The 17,253-nt window shown below is 69.0% G+C and carries 12 protein-coding genes; all 12 read left to right on the forward strand.

Going from position 1 to position 17,253, the window contains the following annotated elements; all coding sequences use genetic code 11:
* The first annotated feature begins 3 nt into the window (after window positions 1–3).
* The 12 genes from E3O48_RS14750 to E3O48_RS14805 all read left to right on the forward strand — a co-directional run bounded on the left by E3O48_RS14750 (window position 4) and on the right by E3O48_RS14805 (window position 17,252).
* The gene (locus E3O48_RS14750; RefSeq protein WP_241982561.1) at window positions 4–738 is read left to right on the forward strand and encodes a trans-aconitate 2-methyltransferase; all 735 of its coding nucleotides are present in this window, start codon (window positions 4–6) and stop codon (window positions 736–738) included.
* A 331-nt stretch (window positions 739–1,069) separates the two neighbouring features.
* Window positions 1,070–3,178 (forward strand): acyl-CoA dehydrogenase, encoded by a 2,109-nt coding sequence (locus E3O48_RS14755; RefSeq protein ID WP_134539996.1) that lies wholly within the window; start codon window positions 1,070–1,072, stop codon window positions 3,176–3,178.
* Window positions 3,179–3,317: 139 nt separating this feature from the next.
* A complete protein-coding gene (locus E3O48_RS14760) occupies window positions 3,318–4,250 on the forward strand; it encodes an ABC transporter ATP-binding protein (RefSeq protein WP_134539923.1) in 933 nt (310 codons plus the stop codon).
* Window positions 4,247–5,116, forward strand: a complete 870-nt coding sequence (locus E3O48_RS14765) for an ABC transporter permease (protein ID WP_134539925.1) — start codon at window positions 4,247–4,249, stop codon at window positions 5,114–5,116. The genes E3O48_RS14760 and E3O48_RS14765 overlap by 4 nt, the downstream gene beginning before the upstream one ends.
* 10 nt (window positions 5,117–5,126) lie before the next feature.
* Complete coding sequence (locus E3O48_RS18095; protein ID WP_241982562.1) at window positions 5,127–6,527, forward strand: sensor histidine kinase; 1,401 nt, start codon at window positions 5,127–5,129, stop codon at window positions 6,525–6,527.
* The gene (locus E3O48_RS14775) at window positions 6,524–7,228 is read left to right on the forward strand and encodes a response regulator transcription factor (protein ID WP_241982563.1); all 705 of its coding nucleotides are present in this window, start codon (window positions 6,524–6,526) and stop codon (window positions 7,226–7,228) included. The genes E3O48_RS18095 and E3O48_RS14775 overlap by 4 nt, the downstream gene beginning before the upstream one ends.
* A gap of 185 nt (window positions 7,229–7,413) precedes the next feature.
* Window positions 7,414–8,370: a prolyl aminopeptidase gene (gene pip, locus E3O48_RS14780; RefSeq protein ID WP_134539927.1), complete on the forward strand. Its 957-nt coding sequence runs from the start codon at window positions 7,414–7,416 to the stop codon at window positions 8,368–8,370.
* 10 nt (window positions 8,371–8,380) lie between these two features.
* Window positions 8,381–9,262 (forward strand): neutral zinc metallopeptidase, encoded by an 882-nt coding sequence (locus E3O48_RS14785; protein WP_134539929.1) that lies wholly within the window; start codon window positions 8,381–8,383, stop codon window positions 9,260–9,262.
* 315 nt (window positions 9,263–9,577) lie between these two features.
* Window positions 9,578–13,975: a DUF4082 domain-containing protein gene (locus tag E3O48_RS14790; RefSeq protein WP_134539931.1), complete on the forward strand. Its 4,398-nt coding sequence runs from the start codon at window positions 9,578–9,580 to the stop codon at window positions 13,973–13,975.
* 66 nt (window positions 13,976–14,041) lie between these two features.
* Complete coding sequence (locus tag E3O48_RS14795) at window positions 14,042–15,103, forward strand: Gfo/Idh/MocA family protein (protein ID WP_134539933.1); 1,062 nt, start codon at window positions 14,042–14,044, stop codon at window positions 15,101–15,103.
* A complete protein-coding gene (locus E3O48_RS14800; RefSeq protein ID WP_134509378.1) occupies window positions 15,103–16,098 on the forward strand; it encodes an NAD-dependent epimerase/dehydratase family protein in 996 nt (331 codons plus the stop codon). Before E3O48_RS14795 ends, E3O48_RS14800 begins: the two co-directional genes overlap by 1 nt.
* Window positions 16,095–17,252: a DegT/DnrJ/EryC1/StrS aminotransferase family protein gene (locus tag E3O48_RS14805; protein ID WP_134539934.1), complete on the forward strand. Its 1,158-nt coding sequence runs from the start codon at window positions 16,095–16,097 to the stop codon at window positions 17,250–17,252. The genes E3O48_RS14800 and E3O48_RS14805 overlap by 4 nt, the downstream gene beginning before the upstream one ends.
* Window position 17,253: the final 1 nt, after the last annotated feature.

Genomic DNA, 17,253 nt, shown 5'->3' on the forward strand with positions numbered 1-17,253 from the left:
CCGATGGGCGCCGAGCCGACGGGCAGCGAGCCGATGGGCGCCGGGCCGATGGGCGCCGGGCCGATGGGTGCCGGGCCGATGGGTGCTGGGCCGATGGGCGCCGAGCCGATGGGTGCTGGGCCGATGGGTGCCGAGCCGACGGGGACCGGGCCGATGGACTGGCCTGCCTACTACGACGCCCAGGCCGGCCGGTCCGCCCGGTCGGTGCTGGTCGAGGCCCTTCGGCGTCGGGGGGACACCCCGGCCGGTGCCGCGATCGACCTGGGTTGCGGCGAGGGCACGGAGACCCGGCACCTGCTCCGGGCCGGCTGGCGCGTCCTGGCGTTCGACGCCGACCCCGGCGCGAAGGACCTCGTGCAGCGGGGCCTGCACCCCGCGGAGCTGGGCCGGCTGGCCTTCGGCCAGGCCCGGTTCGAGGACCTGCCCGAGCTCCCTCCCGCCGACCTCGTCTACGCGGGCTTCGCCCTGCCGTTCTGCGACCCGGCCGCGTTCCCCGGGCTCTGGGCGGACATCCGTGCCGCGTTAAAACCGGGGGCCTGGTTCGCCGGTGAGCTGTTCGGGCCGCACGACGACTGGGCCGGCCGGGCCGAAATGAACTTCCACGACCGGGCCGAGGTCGAGTCGCTGCTCGCCGGCCTGGAGATCCACAGCCTCGTCGAGGACGACCGCCCGGGCCAGTCGGCGATAGGTCCCAGGCACTGGCACGTCTTCCACATCATCGCCCGTAACCCGTCGTAACCCGTCCGCCGCGAACATCCCCGCCGCCTCGCCCCTCGCCCCCCGTCAAATTCGACGGAGATTTTGAGGATTCGGCGGTTTCTTGGGGTCTGCAGCCGCATTTTCGGGAATATCTCCGTCGAATTCGACGGGGAAGAGGGCCCTGGCGGTCACAGCCGAGCACGGTCGTTTGTGGATTAGCCCGACTCCAAGCGTGATACGGCTGTGGATTCCTACAAGACGTATGCCGGGGCCAGCACGCTTTGTTGTAGCCCCGTCACGCACCATTTCCGTGTGCCCGGTCCTCGACCTAGCGTGTAATAAAATTCCGCGCGAAGACGAAGGACCAATGATGGTTGACACTGCCCAGCGCTACACCGCCCTCAACACGACCGGAACCCCGGCCACTCCGGCCGTCGACACCGGCCCGGTCACGGTGGCCGGTCACCCCGGCGCCCCGACCGTGAACATCGCCGCACTGAACCGCCAGCTGCTCGGCACCTGGGCCGATGTGCGGGTGCTCGCCCGCGAACTCACCGCCCGCCCCGACCTGCACCGGATCGAGGGCCAGTCGATGACCGAGCACCGTGACCGCGTGCTCGCCCAGTTGAAGATCCTCGCCGCCAACGGTCACGTGCACCGCGCATTCCCGAAGGACCTGGGCGGCTCGGACGACCACGGCGGAAACATCGCCGGCTTCGAGGAACTCGTCACCGCCGACCCGAGCCTGCAGATCAAGGCCGGCGTGCAATGGGGCCTGTTCGGTGCGGCGGTGCTGCACCTCGGCACCAAGAAGCACCACGACGCCTATCTCCCCGGCATCATGACGCTCGAGACCCCCGGCGTCTTCGCGATGACCGAGACCGGCCACGGGTCGGATGTCGCCAGCATCGGCACGACCGCGACGTATGACCCCTCAACCCGGGAATTCGTCATCCACACCCCGTTCCGCGCGGCGTGGAAGGACTACCTCGGCAACGCCGCCAGGGACGGCGTCGCCGCCGTGCTGTTCGCGCAGCTGATCACCCAGGGGGTGAACCACGGCGTGCACGCGTTCTGGCTGCCGCTCCGCGACGAGACCGGGGCGTTCCTGCCCGGAATCGGGGGCGAGGACGACGGCCTCAAGGGCGGGCTCAACGGCATCGACAACGGCCGGCTGCACTTCGACCAGGTGCGCATCCCCCGGGAGAACCTGCTCAACCGCTACGGCGACGTCGCCGTGGACGGCAAGTACAGCAGCGCGATCGCGAGCCCGGGGCGTCGCTTCTTCACCATGCTCGGCACCCTCGTGCAGGGGCGCGTCTCGCTCGACGGCGCCGCCACCCAGGCCTCGGCGATGGCCCTGACCATCGCGATCACCTACGGCAGCCAGCGACGCCAGTTCACCGCCGGCAGCGACACCGACGAAGAGGTCATCCTCGACTACCAGCGCCACCAGCGCCGCCTGCTGCCCCGCCTGGCCACGACCTATGCGCAGACCTTCGCGCACGACCAGTTCCTGGTCAAGTTCGACCAGGTCTTCAGCGGCACGGCCGACACCGACTCCGACCGCCAGGACCTGGAAACCCTGGCAGCCGCTCTCAAGCCGTTGTCGACCTGGCATGCCCTCGACACCCTCCAGGAGGCCCGCGAGGCCTGCGGCGGGGCCGGTTTCCTGGCCGAGAACCGCCTCGTCGGGTTGCGGGCCGACCTCGACGTCTACGCCACCTTCGAGGGCGACAACAACGTGCTGCTGCAGCTCGTCGCCAAGCGCCTGCTCACCGACTACAGCCGCAAGTTCGCCCATGCCGGCACCGGTGTGCTCGCCCGCTACGTCGTGGCCCAGGCCGCGGACCGCGCCTACCACGGCACCGGACTCCGCACGCTGGCGCAGGCCGTGTCCGACTTCGGTTCGACCGCCCGCTCGGTCGGCGCCCTCCGGGAGACCAATGTGCAGCGGGAGCTGCTCACCGACCGGGTCGAGACCATGATCGGCGAGATCGCCGGCAAGTTGCGCCCGGCCGCGAAGCTCCCGGCGAAGGAAGCCGCCGCTCTCTTCAACTCGTACCAGGACGCCCTGATCGAGGCCGCCCGTTCGCACGGCGAGCTGCTGCAGTGGGAGGCGTTCACCCAGGCCGTGGAGGCCACCGAAGACGAGGGCAACCGGCAGGTGCTCACCTGGCTGCGCGACCTCTTCGGGCTCGGCCTGGTCGAGAAGCACCTGGCCTGGTACCTGATCAACGGCAGGCTCTCGGCGCAGCGCGCCCAGTCGGTGACGGCCTACATCGACCGGATCATCGCGCGGCTGCGTCCGCACGCGATCGACCTCGTCGACGCGTTCGGCTACAGCCAGGACCACCTCCGATCGAGCATCGCCAGCGGCGCCGAGAAGGACCGGCAGGACGAGGCCCGCGACTACTACCGCACCCTGCGGGCGTCCGGGCAGGCCCCCGCCCCCGAGAAGGCGGCGAAGAAGAAGTAGCAGGTCGTACCCAGGTACGAGGCTGGGCGGCCCAGGTGGGGCCGCCCGGCCGATGCGCGCCGCATCCGTCGCCCGTAGCGTCGTTGGTAGCCGTTGTCAGATACGCGACAACGGCCCCGCGACGAAAACGAGGAGACGGATGATCCAGGCACAGTCCCTGACCAAACGCTACGGAAGCAAGACGGCGGTCGACGCGGTCGACTTCACCGTGCAGCCCGGCAAGGTGACCGGCCTGCTGGGCCCGAACGGAGCCGGCAAAAGCACCACCATGCGCATGATCGTGGGGCTGGACCGGCCGAGCGCCGGTTCGGTCACCGTGAACGGCAAGCACTACCGCGAACACGCGGCGCCGCTCCGCGAGGTGGGCGTGCTGCTCGACGCGAAGGCCGTGCACACCGGCCGTTCGGCCCGCAACCACCTTCTGGCCCTGGCCGCCACCCACGGCATCCCCGCCGGCCGGGTGGACGAGGTGATCGAACTCACCGGGCTCGGCTCCGTCGCCCGCAAGCGGGTCGGCGGCTTCTCCCTCGGCATGGGGCAGCGCCTCGGCATCGCCGCGGCCCTGCTCGGCGACCCCGCCGTGCTCATCCTCGACGAGCCGGTCAACGGCCTCGACCCGGAGGGCGTCCAGTGGGTGCGTCGCCTGATGCGCCACCTCGCCGCCGAGGGGCGCACCGTGCTCCTCTCCTCCCACCTGATGAGCGAAATGGCGCTCACCGCCGACCACCTGATCATGCTCGGCCGGGGACGCGTGATAGCGGATGCCCCGGTCGCCGACATCATCGGCGGCTCCGGGAGCAACACGGTGCGGGTGCGCAGCCCGCAGGCCACCCGCCTGGCCACCCTGCTCGCCCAGCCCGACGTGACCGTCACGGCCGGCGAGCAGGACACGCTCGACGTGACCGGCATCTCCGCCGTGGAGATCGGCGAACAGGCCGCCGCCGCGGGGATCGTGCTGCACGAGCTCACCAGCATCGGCGCGTCGCTCGAGGACGCCTACATGGCCCTCACCCACAACGAGGTGGAGTACCGCACGGGAGGCTCCGCGGAACTGCAGGAGGCAGCACGATGACCACGACCACACTGCCCACCGCCCCCGAGGCCGCTCCGAACGCGACACCGTCCGGCCCGGGGAAGGACGCGGCGGCCATCCGGCTGAGCGCGGCAGGCCTCATCCGTTCGGAGTGGATCAAACTGCGCAGCGTGCGTTCGACCGTCTGGTCGTACGCGCTGCTCGTGGTGTTCTCCCTCGGACTGGCCGCGATCATGTCCGCCTCGCTGGACCTGCAGGGCGCCGACGTCTCGATGGTGCCGGCCGCGAACCAGGCCACCTTCGTGGCCCAGGCCTCGACCTTCGGGGTGTTCTTCGGGCAGCTGATCGTCGCCGTCCTCGGCGTGCTGACCATCAGCGGCGAATACTCTACCGGCATGATCCGGTCCACCCTGGCCGCCGTGCCGAACCGGCTGCCTGCCCTCTGGGCGAAGGCCGCCGTGCTGTTCGTGACGACCTTCCTGGTCGGCCTGGTCAGCACCGTCGGGTCCTACCTGGTCTCCTCGGCCGTGCTCTCCGGCAAGGGGTTGCACGCCGGCCTGTTCGATCCGGCCGTGCTCTTCCCGGTGCTCGGCGGGGCCCTCTACCTGGGCCTGATCGCGGTCTTCGCCCTCGGAATCGGAACGATCGTGCGCAGCGGCGCCGGCGGCATCGCCGTCGTCCTCGGCATTGTGCTGCTTGTGCCGATCGTGCTGCAGATGATCCCCGCCGCGTGGGCGACCTCGCTGCTGCCCTACCTGGTCTCCAACGCCGGCATCAACATGTTCGGGCTGATGTCGTTCAGCCAGGTGCCGATCGAATGGTGGGTCGACCTGCTCGTCGTTCTCGGCTGGCTCGCGGCCGGCCTGGTCGGCGCAGCGGTGCTGCTGAAGCGGCGGGACGCGTAGAGTCCACAGAATGACAAACGCGCAGCTCACCCCCGGGCGGCCTTCCCGGCCACCCGGGGGTGATCTGCGCCTGCCCACACCGCCCGGTGTCGCCCGGCGGTTCTGGGCGCGGCATCCGTGGCTGACCGATTCGCTCGTCGCCGCCGGGTATTTCGTGCCGATGACGATCACCGTGCTGATCGACCTGGCGGCGCCCGGCGGCCCGGCCCGGTTGTCCGCGGTCGTCGTGACCGCCGTCGTGACCGCCCTGCTCACCGCCGCGCTGCTCTTCCGCCGGCACGCCCCGCTGCTCGTGCTCGGGGTCACCTGCGCCGGGCTGCTCGCCTCCTTCCCGAGCCAGGGGCAGGGCGACACGGTGCCCGTTCTGATCGCGCTCTACGCGGTCGCGGTCTACCGCGGCGTGCGGAGCGCCTGGCTCGGGCTGATCGCCGGCGTCGGTGTCGCGGCGCTCGGCGCGTACCTGGCCGATGGCGCGACCTACGCGGCCTGGCCCAGCGTGGCCGGCCAGTACGCCATCCTCATGCTCGCGGCCACTCTCCTCGGCGTCACGATCGGCGATCGCAAACGCTACGTCGCCGCCCTGGTCGACCTGGCCGCCCAGCTGGCCAGGGAGCGCGACCAGCAGGCCCAGCTCGCCCGGGTCACCGAACGGGGGCGGATCGCCAGGGAGATGCACGACATCGTCGCGCACAGCCTCTCGGTCATGGTGGCGCTCGCCGACGGCGCCGACGCGCTGCTGGACAAGGACCCGGAACGGTCCAGGACCGCGCTGCGCGAGGTCGCCGCCACCGGCCGGAGTTCGATGACCGAGATGCGCCGGCTGCTCGGGGTGCTGGCCGAAGACCCGCCCGGTCCGGCAGGCCGGGCCGACCGGGCCGACCCGCCCGGTCCGGCAGGCCGGGCCGACCCGGCAGACCGGGCCGACCGGGCCGACACGGCGGATCACGACGGCCGTGACGCTCCAGACCCGGCCGACCCGGCGTCAGTGGATGCGCCCCTGAACCCCCAGCCGGGAGCCGACCAGCTGGTCGACCTGGTCGACTCCTTCCGTCCTGCGGGGCTCCCGGCCCGGCTCGAACTCACCGGCCGGATCCCGGCGAACCCGGGCCTGCAGCTCACGATCTACCGGATCGTGCAGGAGTCCCTGACGAACGCGCTGCGCTACGCGGCCGCGGCCACGCTCGTCTCGGTGCGCGTGGCGTCGACGCCCGGCCGGGTCGAGGTCGTCGTCGCCGACAACGGCCGGCGCCGGGTCGAGGGCCCGGCCCAGCCGCCCGGGCGCGGCCTCATCGGGCTGCGCGAACGCGCCGCGCTCTACGGCGGCACGGTGGAGGCCGGGGCGATCCCCGGCGGCGGCGGGTGGCAGGTGCGGGCCGTGATGGACGTGGACGAACCGGAGGCAGCCGAATGACCCAGGCCCGAACGACCCCGACCGGAATGACGCCGACCGGAATGACGCAGACCCGGATCATGCTGGTCGACGACCAGGCCCTGCTCCGCACCGGCTTCCGAATGGTGCTCGAGGCCGAGGACGACTTCACCGTCGTGGCCGAGGCAGGCAGCGGCGCGGAGGCGATCACGCTCGCCGCGAGCGTGCTGCCCGACGTCATCCTGATGGACGTGCGGATGCCCGGGATCGACGGCATCGAGGCCACCCGGCAGATCAGCGCGGCCCACCCCGACAGCAGGATCATCATCCTCACCACCTTCGACCTCGACGAGTACGCCTTCGGCGGGCTGCGCGCCGGGGCCCGGGGGTTCCTCCTCAAGGACGCGCAGCCGAGCGAGCTGACGGCGGCGATCCGCGCGGTCGCCTCCGGCGACGCGTCGGTCTCCTCCCGGGTGACCCGGCGCATGCTCGAGCTGTTCGGGTCGAAGCTGCCGGCCGTGGACGACGACGACGCCTCCCGACTCGGCGCGCTGACCGAGCGGGAACGGGAGGTGTTCCTCGCGATCGCGGAGGGCCTGTCGAACCCCGAGCTGGGCGAACGGTTCTTCCTCTCCGAATCCACCGTGAAGACCCATGTCGGGCGCATCCTGGCGAAACTGGGGTTGCGCGATCGGGTGCACGTCGTCATCCTCGCCTACCGGCTCGGTCTCGTCGGCCGCTGACGCCGCGCCCGGTTGCGCACGGCGAGGCCGCGCCGGCAGCCCGCGCCGGCGGGCGCGGGCTGCCGAACCGGGCGCGGCGACGGATGCCGCGACGGGCGGATGCGGCGACGGGCGGATGCTGCGACGGAGTAGCCGGCGGCATCCGCGGTTTCGCTCCGGCCCGGTGCGGCCAATAGGCTCAGGGAATGCGCACCTTCTATCCAGAGATCGAACCCTACGAAACCGGAATGCTCGAGGTCGGTGACGGACAGTCCATCTACTGGGAGGCATCCGGCAACCCCGACGGCAAGCCGGCGGTCTACCTGCACGGGGGACCCGGCGGCGGCTCGAGCCCGAAGCAGCGGCGGGTGTTCGACCCTGAGAAGTACCGCATCGTGCTGTTCGACCAGCGCGGCTGCGGCCGGAGCACCCCGCACGCGAGCGAAGCGGATGCCGACCTCGCCACGAACACGACCTGGCACCTCGTCGCCGACATCGAGAAACTGCGTGAGCACCTCGGCATCGACCGGTGGCTGGTCTGCGGCGGGTCCTGGGGCAGCTCGCTCGCCCTCGCCTACGCCGAGACCCACCCCGACCGGGTCACCGAACTCGTGCTGCGCGGGATCTTCACCCTGCGGCCGGTCGAACTCGACTGGTTCTACGAGGGCGGCGCCGCCGCGATCTACCCCGACCTCTGGGAAGAGTTCATCGCGCCGGTGCCGGTCGACGAGCGCGGCCGCCTGATCGAGGCCTACGGCCGGCTGCTGCACGACCCCGACCAGGCCGTGCGGGAACGGGCCGGAGTCGCCTGGTCGACCTGGGAGTCGTCGACGATCACCCTGCTCCAGCAGCCCGAGACGATCGCCCGGTTCACCGAACCGTCCTTCGCCGTCGCTTTCGCCCGGATCGAGAACCACTACTTCACCAACCGGGGCTGGTTCGAGCCGAACCAGCTGATTCGCGACGCCGACCGGCTCAAAGACATCCCCGGCGTGATCGTGCAGGGCCGCTACGACATGTGCACCCCGGCCTTCACCGCCTGGGAGCTGCACCAGGCCTGGCCGGAGGCGGACTTCCGCCTGATCCCCGACGCCGGCCACACGTTCGACGAGCCCGGAAACCTGGACGCGATCATTGAGGCGACGGACCGCTTCGCGCTGTAACTTTTTACTCATGACGTTCAACGACAACGCGAACATCGGCGGCGGCCGGGTCAGCAAACGGGGCCGGAACACGGGGATCGCCGTGGGCGGCGGCGGGCTGGGCGTGATCGCCCTGTTCCTGCTGTCCCAGTTCCTCGGCGCCGACCTGACCGGCCTCGCCGGTGGTCAGCCGGCCGCCGAGCCGGGAAGCGTCTCCAACCTCGCCGAGTGCACGACCGGCGCGCAGGCGAACGCCGACGTGGAATGCCGGATGAAGGGTGCCGCGGCCTCGCTCGACACCTACTGGGCGCAGGAGCTGCCCCGGCTCGGCGTCGCCTATCAGCAGCCGCAGCCGGTCGCGCTGTTCACCGGCAGCACCGGCACCGGCTGTGGCGCAGCATCCGCCGCGACCGGCCCGTTCTACTGTCCGCCGGATGCGACCATCTACCTCGACACCGCATTCTTCGACGACCTGCGCACCCGGTTCGGTTCCTCCGGCGGGCCGCTCGCCGAGATGTACGTGGTCGCCCACGAGTGGGGCCACCACGTGCAGAACCTGACCGGCGTGCTGGCCCAGTCGCAGGACGGCCAGACCGGCGCTGCCTCCAATTCGGTGCGGGTCGAGTTGCAGGCGGACTGCTTCGCCGGCGCCTGGACCGGCGCGGCCACGACGAACACGGACGACAACGGGGTGACCTTCCTCAAGCCGATCACCCAGGCGCAGCTGAGGGATGCCCTGAGCGCGGCCTCTGCGGTCGGCGACGACCGGATCCAGGCCGCGACCCAGGGCCAGGTGAACCCCGAGGGCTGGACCCACGGCTCAAGCGAACAGCGCCAGCGCTGGTTCAGCACCGGCCTGGAACAGGGCGCCGGCGCCTGCGATACCTTTGCTGCCGGCGACGCCGAACTCTAGGCCCCCCATTTAGCCCCCGAATGGGGGTGTGTGGGTATCCCGGACCTATGGCATTGTCTGTGTTGTGAGCGGAACTCAACTTACCGTCGGCACTTACCCTCCGTCGGTCTCCGCGAACACCTGCTGGATCGGCATCCACTTCGCCTAGCTACCCCGACGGAGTCCAGCAACGGCGGTCGTTACCCGAACGGCCACAGCCACCCGGGATGCCTGGGAGTACGTGTGTCGACCTTGAAAAGTGGATTCTTCCACGAAACGCTGGCGCCCCGAACGCCGGTGAAACGACTGACATCTTTCACCGCGAGTGCATTCCTGATGGCTGTGGTGCTCGTCGTCGCCGTCTTCACGGGTTCCGCCCCGGCGACGGCCGCAACCGGATGCGGCGTCGCCGCCAATCCGATCGTCTGCGAGAATGCGCTCCCGGGGACCAGCCCCACCGTCTGGGACATCAACGATTCGGGCGATGCCACGATCCAGGGATTCTCAACCGACATCAGCGTCAACGTCGGCACGACGGTCGGTTTCAAGGTGCTCACCGGTGCGCGGGCCTACACGGTCGACATCTATCGGACCGGCTGGTACCAGGGTCTCGGTGCGCGCAAGGTTGCCAGCGTCACCCCGTCGGCTGCTCTGCCCCAGACGCAACCGGCGTGCCTGAGTGACGCGTCGACGGGCCTGTACGATTGCGGCAACTGGGCGGTCTCAGCCTCCTGGCCGGTACCGGCCGACGCCGTCTCCGGAGTCTACTTCGCGCTGCTCACCCGCACCGACACCGGCGGTCAGAGTCACATCACCTTCGTCGTGCGCAACGAGGCCAGCCGTTCGGCGGTGCTCTTCCAGACCTCTGATTCGACCTGGCAGGCCTACAACAACTACGGCGGCTCCAGCCTGTACCAGGGTGGGCCGGTCGGTCGCGCCTACAAGGTCAGCTACAACCGCCCCTTCACCACCCGTGGTGTGAGCGGTGGCCGGGACTTCTACTTCAGCGGTGAATACCCTCTGGTGCGGTTTCTGGAGAAGAACGGCTACGACGTCTCGTACTTCAGCAACGTGGACACGGACCGACTCGGCTCTGCCCTGCTGAACCACAAGGTATTCCTCTCGGTCGGGCACGATGAGTACTGGTCCGGTGCTCAGCGGGCCAACATCGAGGCCGCGCGAGACGCGGGGGTGAACCTGCAGTTCCTCTCCGGCAACGAGGCCTATTGGCGCACGCGCTTTGAGCCCTCGGTTGCGGGCGCCACGCCGTACCGCACCCTCGTCACCTACAAGGAGACCAAGGACAGCGCCAAGATCGACCCGTCGCCTCAATGGACGGGAACCTGGCGGGACCCTCGCTTCGCGTCGCAGGCGAACGGGGCCGGCCTGCCCGAAAACGCGGTGTCCGGCACGTTGTACCAGTCGAACTTCTCCGACCTTCCGGTGACGGTGTCGGCGGCAGAGGGCAAGAATCGACTGTGGCGGAACACCAGTCTGACCAGTCTCGCCCCTGGGACAACCGCGGCGCTCGCCCCGCACACCATCGGCTACGAATCCAACGAAGACCTCGACAACGGATTCCGGCCCGCCGGCCAGATCCGGCTGTCGACCACCACCGGTGCCGTACCCGAATATTTGCAGGACTTCGGTAACACCGTCGCCGCAGGAACGACCACGCACCACCTGACGATGTACCGCGCGGCCAGCGGTGCACTCGTGTTCTCGGCCGGGAGCATCCAGTGGTCCTGGGGCCTCGACCAGACCCACGACGGTGCAGGCGCGGCCGCGGATCTACGGATGCAACAGGCACAGGTCAACCTCCTCGCGGACATGGGCGCCCAGCCCACCACGCTCTCCAACGCACTCATCGCGGCAACCGCAACCACGGACACGACAGCACCCACGGTCACCGTGACCTCGCCGGCGTCGGGATCATCGGTGGCCAACGGGACATCCGTCACCCTCAACGGCACGGCCGCCGATGCCGGCGGCGTCGTCGCCGGCGTCGAGGTCTCCACCGACGCAGGTGCCAGTTGGCACCCGGCGACCGGCAGCACCACGTGGTCCTACAGCTACCTCCAGCGCGGGGTCGGTGCGCAGAGCATCCAGGTGCGCGCGATTGACGACAGCCTGAACCGACCGGCCACTCCGACGCTCGTCGCGATCACGAGCACCGGACCGTACTCCGTCTTCGGAGCCCAGGTTCCCTCCCTGCCGGATTCCGGCGACACGTCGGCCGTTGAGCTGGGGCTGCGCTTCACGCCGACCCAGAACGGCTACATCACCGGGGTGCGCTTCTACAAGAGCCTGGCGAACACCGGAACCCACACGGGGTCCCTGTGGAGTTCGACCGGCGTGCGCCTGGCAACGGTGACGTTCGGGAACGAGAGTGCCTCCGGGTGGCAGAGCGCGACCTTCACGTCCGCGGTGCAGGTGACGACCGGAACCAGCTATACGGTGTCCTACTCGGCGCCGAAGGGCCGTTATGCGGCAGCGTCGTACTACTGGTCCTACCGCGGAGTCACCAGTGCGCCCCTCGGCGTCGCCGGCGGTTTCGGCGCCGCGCCCGCGGGCGTGTACAGCACGAACGGGTCATTCCCCGTCGACAGTTACCGGCAGGGCAATTACTTCGTCGATGCCATCTTCGACGCCACCGACAATTCACCGCTGGTGGCCACCGGACAGTCGCCCTTGCCCGGCTCATCGAGTGTGCCGATGGGCACGACCATCAGCGCCGTGTTGTCCAAGGAGTCCGACCCGGCTTCGATCAGCTTCAAGCTCGTCGATCAGCTGGGTGCAACCGTGGCCGGCAGCAGCGGCTACACCGCCGCCACCAGAACGGCCACGTTCACGCCGTCGACTGCCCTGAACGGATTCGTCACGTATTCCGTCACCCTGACCGCCAAGGACACCGCGGGGCTGTCATTGTCATCCGGCGGAACCTGGACATTCACGACCGTGCGACCACCTGCGGCCGACGGACTCTGCCCGTGCAGTATCTTCACCGACGCCACGGTGCCGACCATTCTGCAGGTTTCTGACAACGCGATGCTGACGTTGGGCGTTCGTTTCTCGAGCACCGCCGCTGGAACCATCTCAGGCGTTCGGTTCTACAAGAGCGCCGGCAACACCGGCACCCACATCGGGACGCTTTGGACGTCCACGGGCACCCAGCTGGCTACGGCCACGTTCACCGGCGAGAGTACCTCCGGCTGGCAGACCGTGAACTTCGGCACCCCGGTGACGATCACCCCGAACACCGAGTACATCGCGTCCTACCGTGCACCCCTCGGAACGTATTCGGCATCGCCGGGGGTCTTCAGCGGGTCGGGCATCACCAAGGGCCCGCTCGTCGCCGGCCCCAACGCCGGTTCGTACGTCTACGCGGATGCCTTCCCATCCTCGCGGTCATCGACCAGCTACCTCGTCGACGTCATCTTCAATCGTGCCCCCGACCCGATCACGGTCGTCAGCCTGACTCCCGCGAACGGTGCGACGGGCGTCGCCCCCGCGTCTGCCATCGCCGCCCGACTCTCCACGGCCGTCAAGACCGGGTTCTCTCTGACCGCGAACAGAGCGGGCACGCCCATCGCCGGGACGACCGCGCTATCCGGCGACGGCATGACGATCACCCTCACGCCGGCGCAGCCCCTGCCCGACGGTGCCACCGTGAACGTGAGCCTGAGCAACGTGACCTCGACCCAGGGGATCGCGCTCGCCACTCAGACCTGGTCGTTCACCGTTGCTGCGGCCGGTGGGCAAGCGACCACATACAGTCTGTTCGGCAGTGATGTCCCCACCTCTCTCTCGGCCTCCGGCGACACCTCCGCGGTGGAACTGGGTGTCTCCATCACTCCGTCGCAGGACGGCACAGTGTCCGCGATCCGGTTCTTCAAGGGGGCCGGCAACGACGGCACTCACACCGGGTCCATCTGGTCCTCGGCGGGCGTGCGACTGGCGTCGGTGACCTTCGCCAATGAAACAGCCAGCGGATGGCAGACCGCGCAGCTCAGCACCCCGCTCGCCCTGTCAGCCGGACAGAGCTACATCGTGTCCTATCTGGCTCCGCAGGGACGATACTCCTCCACTCCGGCGTACTTCAGCCAGGCCAAGACCAGCGGTCCGCTCACGGCGCCGGTGAGCGGCAATGGGCGCTACCTGTACGGCGCCGCCGGAGGGTTCCCCACCTATTCCTGGAACGCCACCAACTACTTCGTCGATCTGGTGTTCGCGGTGACCCCGCCGCCCCCGCCGCCGACACCCGTCCCCGGCGTGTCGATCTTCTCGTCGACGAGCACGCCGACGAACCTTTCCTGGGCAGACCCGGGGTCGGTTCAGCTGGGAGTGCGGTTCATGGCGTCGACCACCGGAACCATCACCGGCATCCGCTACTACCGAGGTCCGACCGACACGGGCGCCCACCAGGGTGCTCTGTGGTCCCCGACCGGTGCCGTTCTGGCAACGGGCACCTTCGCCCCGGCGACGGCGAGCGGATGGCAGGACCTCTACTTTGCGACTCCCGTCGCCATCCAGGCCGGCGTCGAGTACCGCGCAAGCTACTACGCCAACTCGGGTTCCTACGCTATCGACCTGAATGGGCTTGCGGCGTCGGTCGCGAACGGGTCGCTCTCCACCGTCGCGTCTGGGGGCGCCTACAGCTACTCGACCGGCTTCCCGGATCGGGTCGCCAGCCACAACTACTGGGTCGACGTGCACTTCGTCCCCACGCCGTAGCGAACCAGTCAGGCACGAACGAGACTCCACAACCACCGGCAGCACACAATCCGATTGGGGGCAAGGATGAATACCAAGCTGAGAATCGCCGTCATCGGAGCGGGCTACTGGGGGCCAAACTTGGCCCGGAACTTCCGCAACAGCCCGGACTGGGACCTGGTGGCGGTCTGCGACCTCGACCACGATCGAGCCGAGAAACTGGCCGACACGGTCGGCGGGGTTCGCGCGGTGACTTCACTCAGCGAATTGCTCGCCTCCGATGACGTCGACGCGGTCGCCATCGCGACTCCGGCGCGCACCCACCACGGCATCACCCGCGCCGCCCTCAGCGCGGGCAAGCACGTGATGGTCGAGAAGCCACTCGCGGACACCGGTGCTCGTGGGCGTGACATGGTTCGCGCCGCCGCGGAGCGCGGCCTGGTCCTGATGACAGATCACACCTACTGCTACACGCCGGCCGTCCTGAAGATTCAAGAGTTGATCGCGCAGGGTGCCCTCGGCGACATTCTGTTCATCGACTCGGTGCGCATCAACCTCGGCCTCATCCAACCCGATGTCGACGTGTTCTGGGATCTCGCACCCCACGACCTCTCCATCATCGACTTCATCCTGCCCGGGGGGCTGCGACCGCTCAGCGTCTCGGCCAACGGTGCGGATCCTCTGGGGTCCGGAAAGTCCTGCATCGGCTACCTCGTTCTGCCGCTTCCCAACGGCGCAATGGCCCATGTGCACGTCAACTGGCTGAGTCCGACGAAGATCCGCCAGATGATCGTCGGGGGGACCAAACGGACCCTGGTCTGGGACGACCTCAACCCGCAGCAACGACTCAGCGTCTATGACCGCGGCGTCGACCTGGAACTGCAGGCACTGGACGGCGCCGAGCGTCAGGCCGCGACGATCTCCTATCGGCTTGGCGACACCTGGTCGCCCGCGTTGCCCGAGCGTGAGGCTCTCGGGGCAATGGCGACGGAGTTTGCGGAGAGCATCCGAGAGGGGCGTCCACCTCGCACCGACGGCGAGGCGGGGCTGCGTGTACTGTCCGTCCTGGAAGCGGCAAGTGGGAGTCTGGCGGCCAACGGGGCCGCGATAGCACTGAATGAAGACCGCGTGCCGGTCGGGAAGTTCTGATGACAACACTCAATGGGGCACGGGTCCTGGTGACCGGCGGCGCGGGAACGATCGGATCGACCATCGTCGACCAACTTCTCGATGCCGGCGTCGCGCACGTGACCGTCCTGGACAATCTCGTCCGGGGGCGGGAGGCGAATCTCGCCGATGCCTTCGAGACCGGACGGGTGCAGCTCGTCAGGGGCGACATCCGAGATCGGGAGGTCGTGGGCAGGGTCACCCGGGGGATGGACGTCGTCTTCCATCAGGCAGCGATCAGGATCACCCAATGCGCCGAGGAACCTCGGCTTGCACTCGAGGTGCTCGTCGACGGGACCTTCAACGTGATCGAGGCCGCCGTGGCGAACAAAGTGGGCAAGTTAGTCGCCGCGTCGAGTGCATCCGTCTACGGCCTGGCCGAAACCTTCCCCACCTCCGAACGTCACCACCACCACAACAACGACACTTTCTACGGCGCCGCCAAGTCCTTCAACGAGGGGATGCTTCGCAGTTTCCGCGCCATGAACGGGCTCGACTACGTTGCCCTGCGCTACTTCAACGTCTACGGACCGCGAATGGATGTGCACGGCTTGTACACCGAGGTGCTCGTGCGTTGGATGGAACGTATCGCGGACGGGAAGCCGCCGTTGATCTTCGGCGACGGGCTGCAGACCATGGACTTCGTGTACACCACGGACATCGCTCGGGCCAATCTGCTCGCAGCGACGAGCACCGTCACGGACGGCGTCTACAACGTCGCCAGTGGTACGGAAACGAGCTTGCTCGGCCTGGCCGAGGCGCTCCTGGAAGCGATGGATTCGGACCTGCCCGTTGAACACGGGCCGGACCGTGCGGTCAACGGCGTCACTCGGCGACTCGCCGACGTGCGGGCGGCACGCCATGACCTCGGTTTCGACGCGACAGTGTCCCTCGCCGACGGGCTCCGCGAACTCGTCAGGTGGTGGCGACCGCTCCGTGCGGAGATCGCCGCCGGACGCACACTGGTCGCATCATGAGCAGAATAAACGTGATGAAACCATGGCTAGGGGAGGAAGAGATCCTCGCGGTGACCGAGGTGATCGAGTCCGGCTGGGTGGCTCAGGGGCCGCGCGTCACGCGGTTCGAAGCGGCCTTCGCCGAGGTCATGGCGGCCGACTTCGCGGTGGCCACATCCAGTTGCACCACGGCGCTGCATCTCGCCCTGATCGTCGCCGGAGTGGAGGCCGACGACGACGTCGTTGTGCCGTCGTTCTCCTTCATCGCCACCGCGAACGCCCCCACCTACCTGGGCGCCCGGCCGGTCTTCGCCGATGTGGACCCGGTGACCGGCAACGTCACTGCGGAAACGCTCTCGGCCGCCCTCACCTCCAGGACGAAGGCCGTGATCGTCGTCGACCAGGGCGGGGTGCCCGTCGACCTCGACCCGATTCGCGAGTTGTGCGACCCCCGCGGGATCGTGGTGATCGAAGACGCCGCCTGCGGTGCCGGATCACGCTACCGTGGCCGGCCGGTCGGCTCCGGGGCCGTTCTCGCAGCGTGGTCCTTCCACCCGCGCAAGCTGCTCACCACGGGGGAAGGGGGGATGCTGACCACCTCGAACGGTGAGTGGGCGGCGCGAGCGCGGCGGCTGAGGGAACACTCCATGAGCGTGTCGGCGAGCGATCGACAGGGAAGCGTGCTGGCGCCCGCCGAGGAATACGACGAGATCGGGTTCAACTACCGGATGACGGACCTGCAGGCGGCCATCGGTCTCGTACAGCTCGGCCGGCTCGCCGAGATCGTGCGACGACGCCGGGAACTGGCCGCACGGTACACGTTGGAGTTCGCCGACATCCCTGGTGTGCGCTGTGTGGGCGACCCCGACTGGGGTCAGGGCAACTTTCAGTCGTTCTGGATCGAGGTAGAGCCAGGCCCGGCCGGTGGGCGTGATGGCGTCCTCGAGGCTTTGGCGGCGGCGGATATCTCCGGTCGGCGCGGGATCATGGCGGCCCACCGCCAGCCCGCCTACCGGGACCGGGACACAGGAGGACTCGCACTTCCGGTCACGGAACACCTCACGGACAACACCCTCATCCTCCCGCTCTATCATCAGCTGACGATCGCGGACCAGGACCGGGTGATCGCCGCCGTGCGCGCCGCCGTGCGTTCGCTTGCCCCAAGCACGGTCTGAA

It is taken from the genome of Cryobacterium sp. HLT2-28, assembly GCF_004402495.1.
Classification (GTDB): Bacteria; Actinomycetota; Actinomycetes; order Actinomycetales; family Microbacteriaceae; genus Cryobacterium; species Cryobacterium mannosilyticum.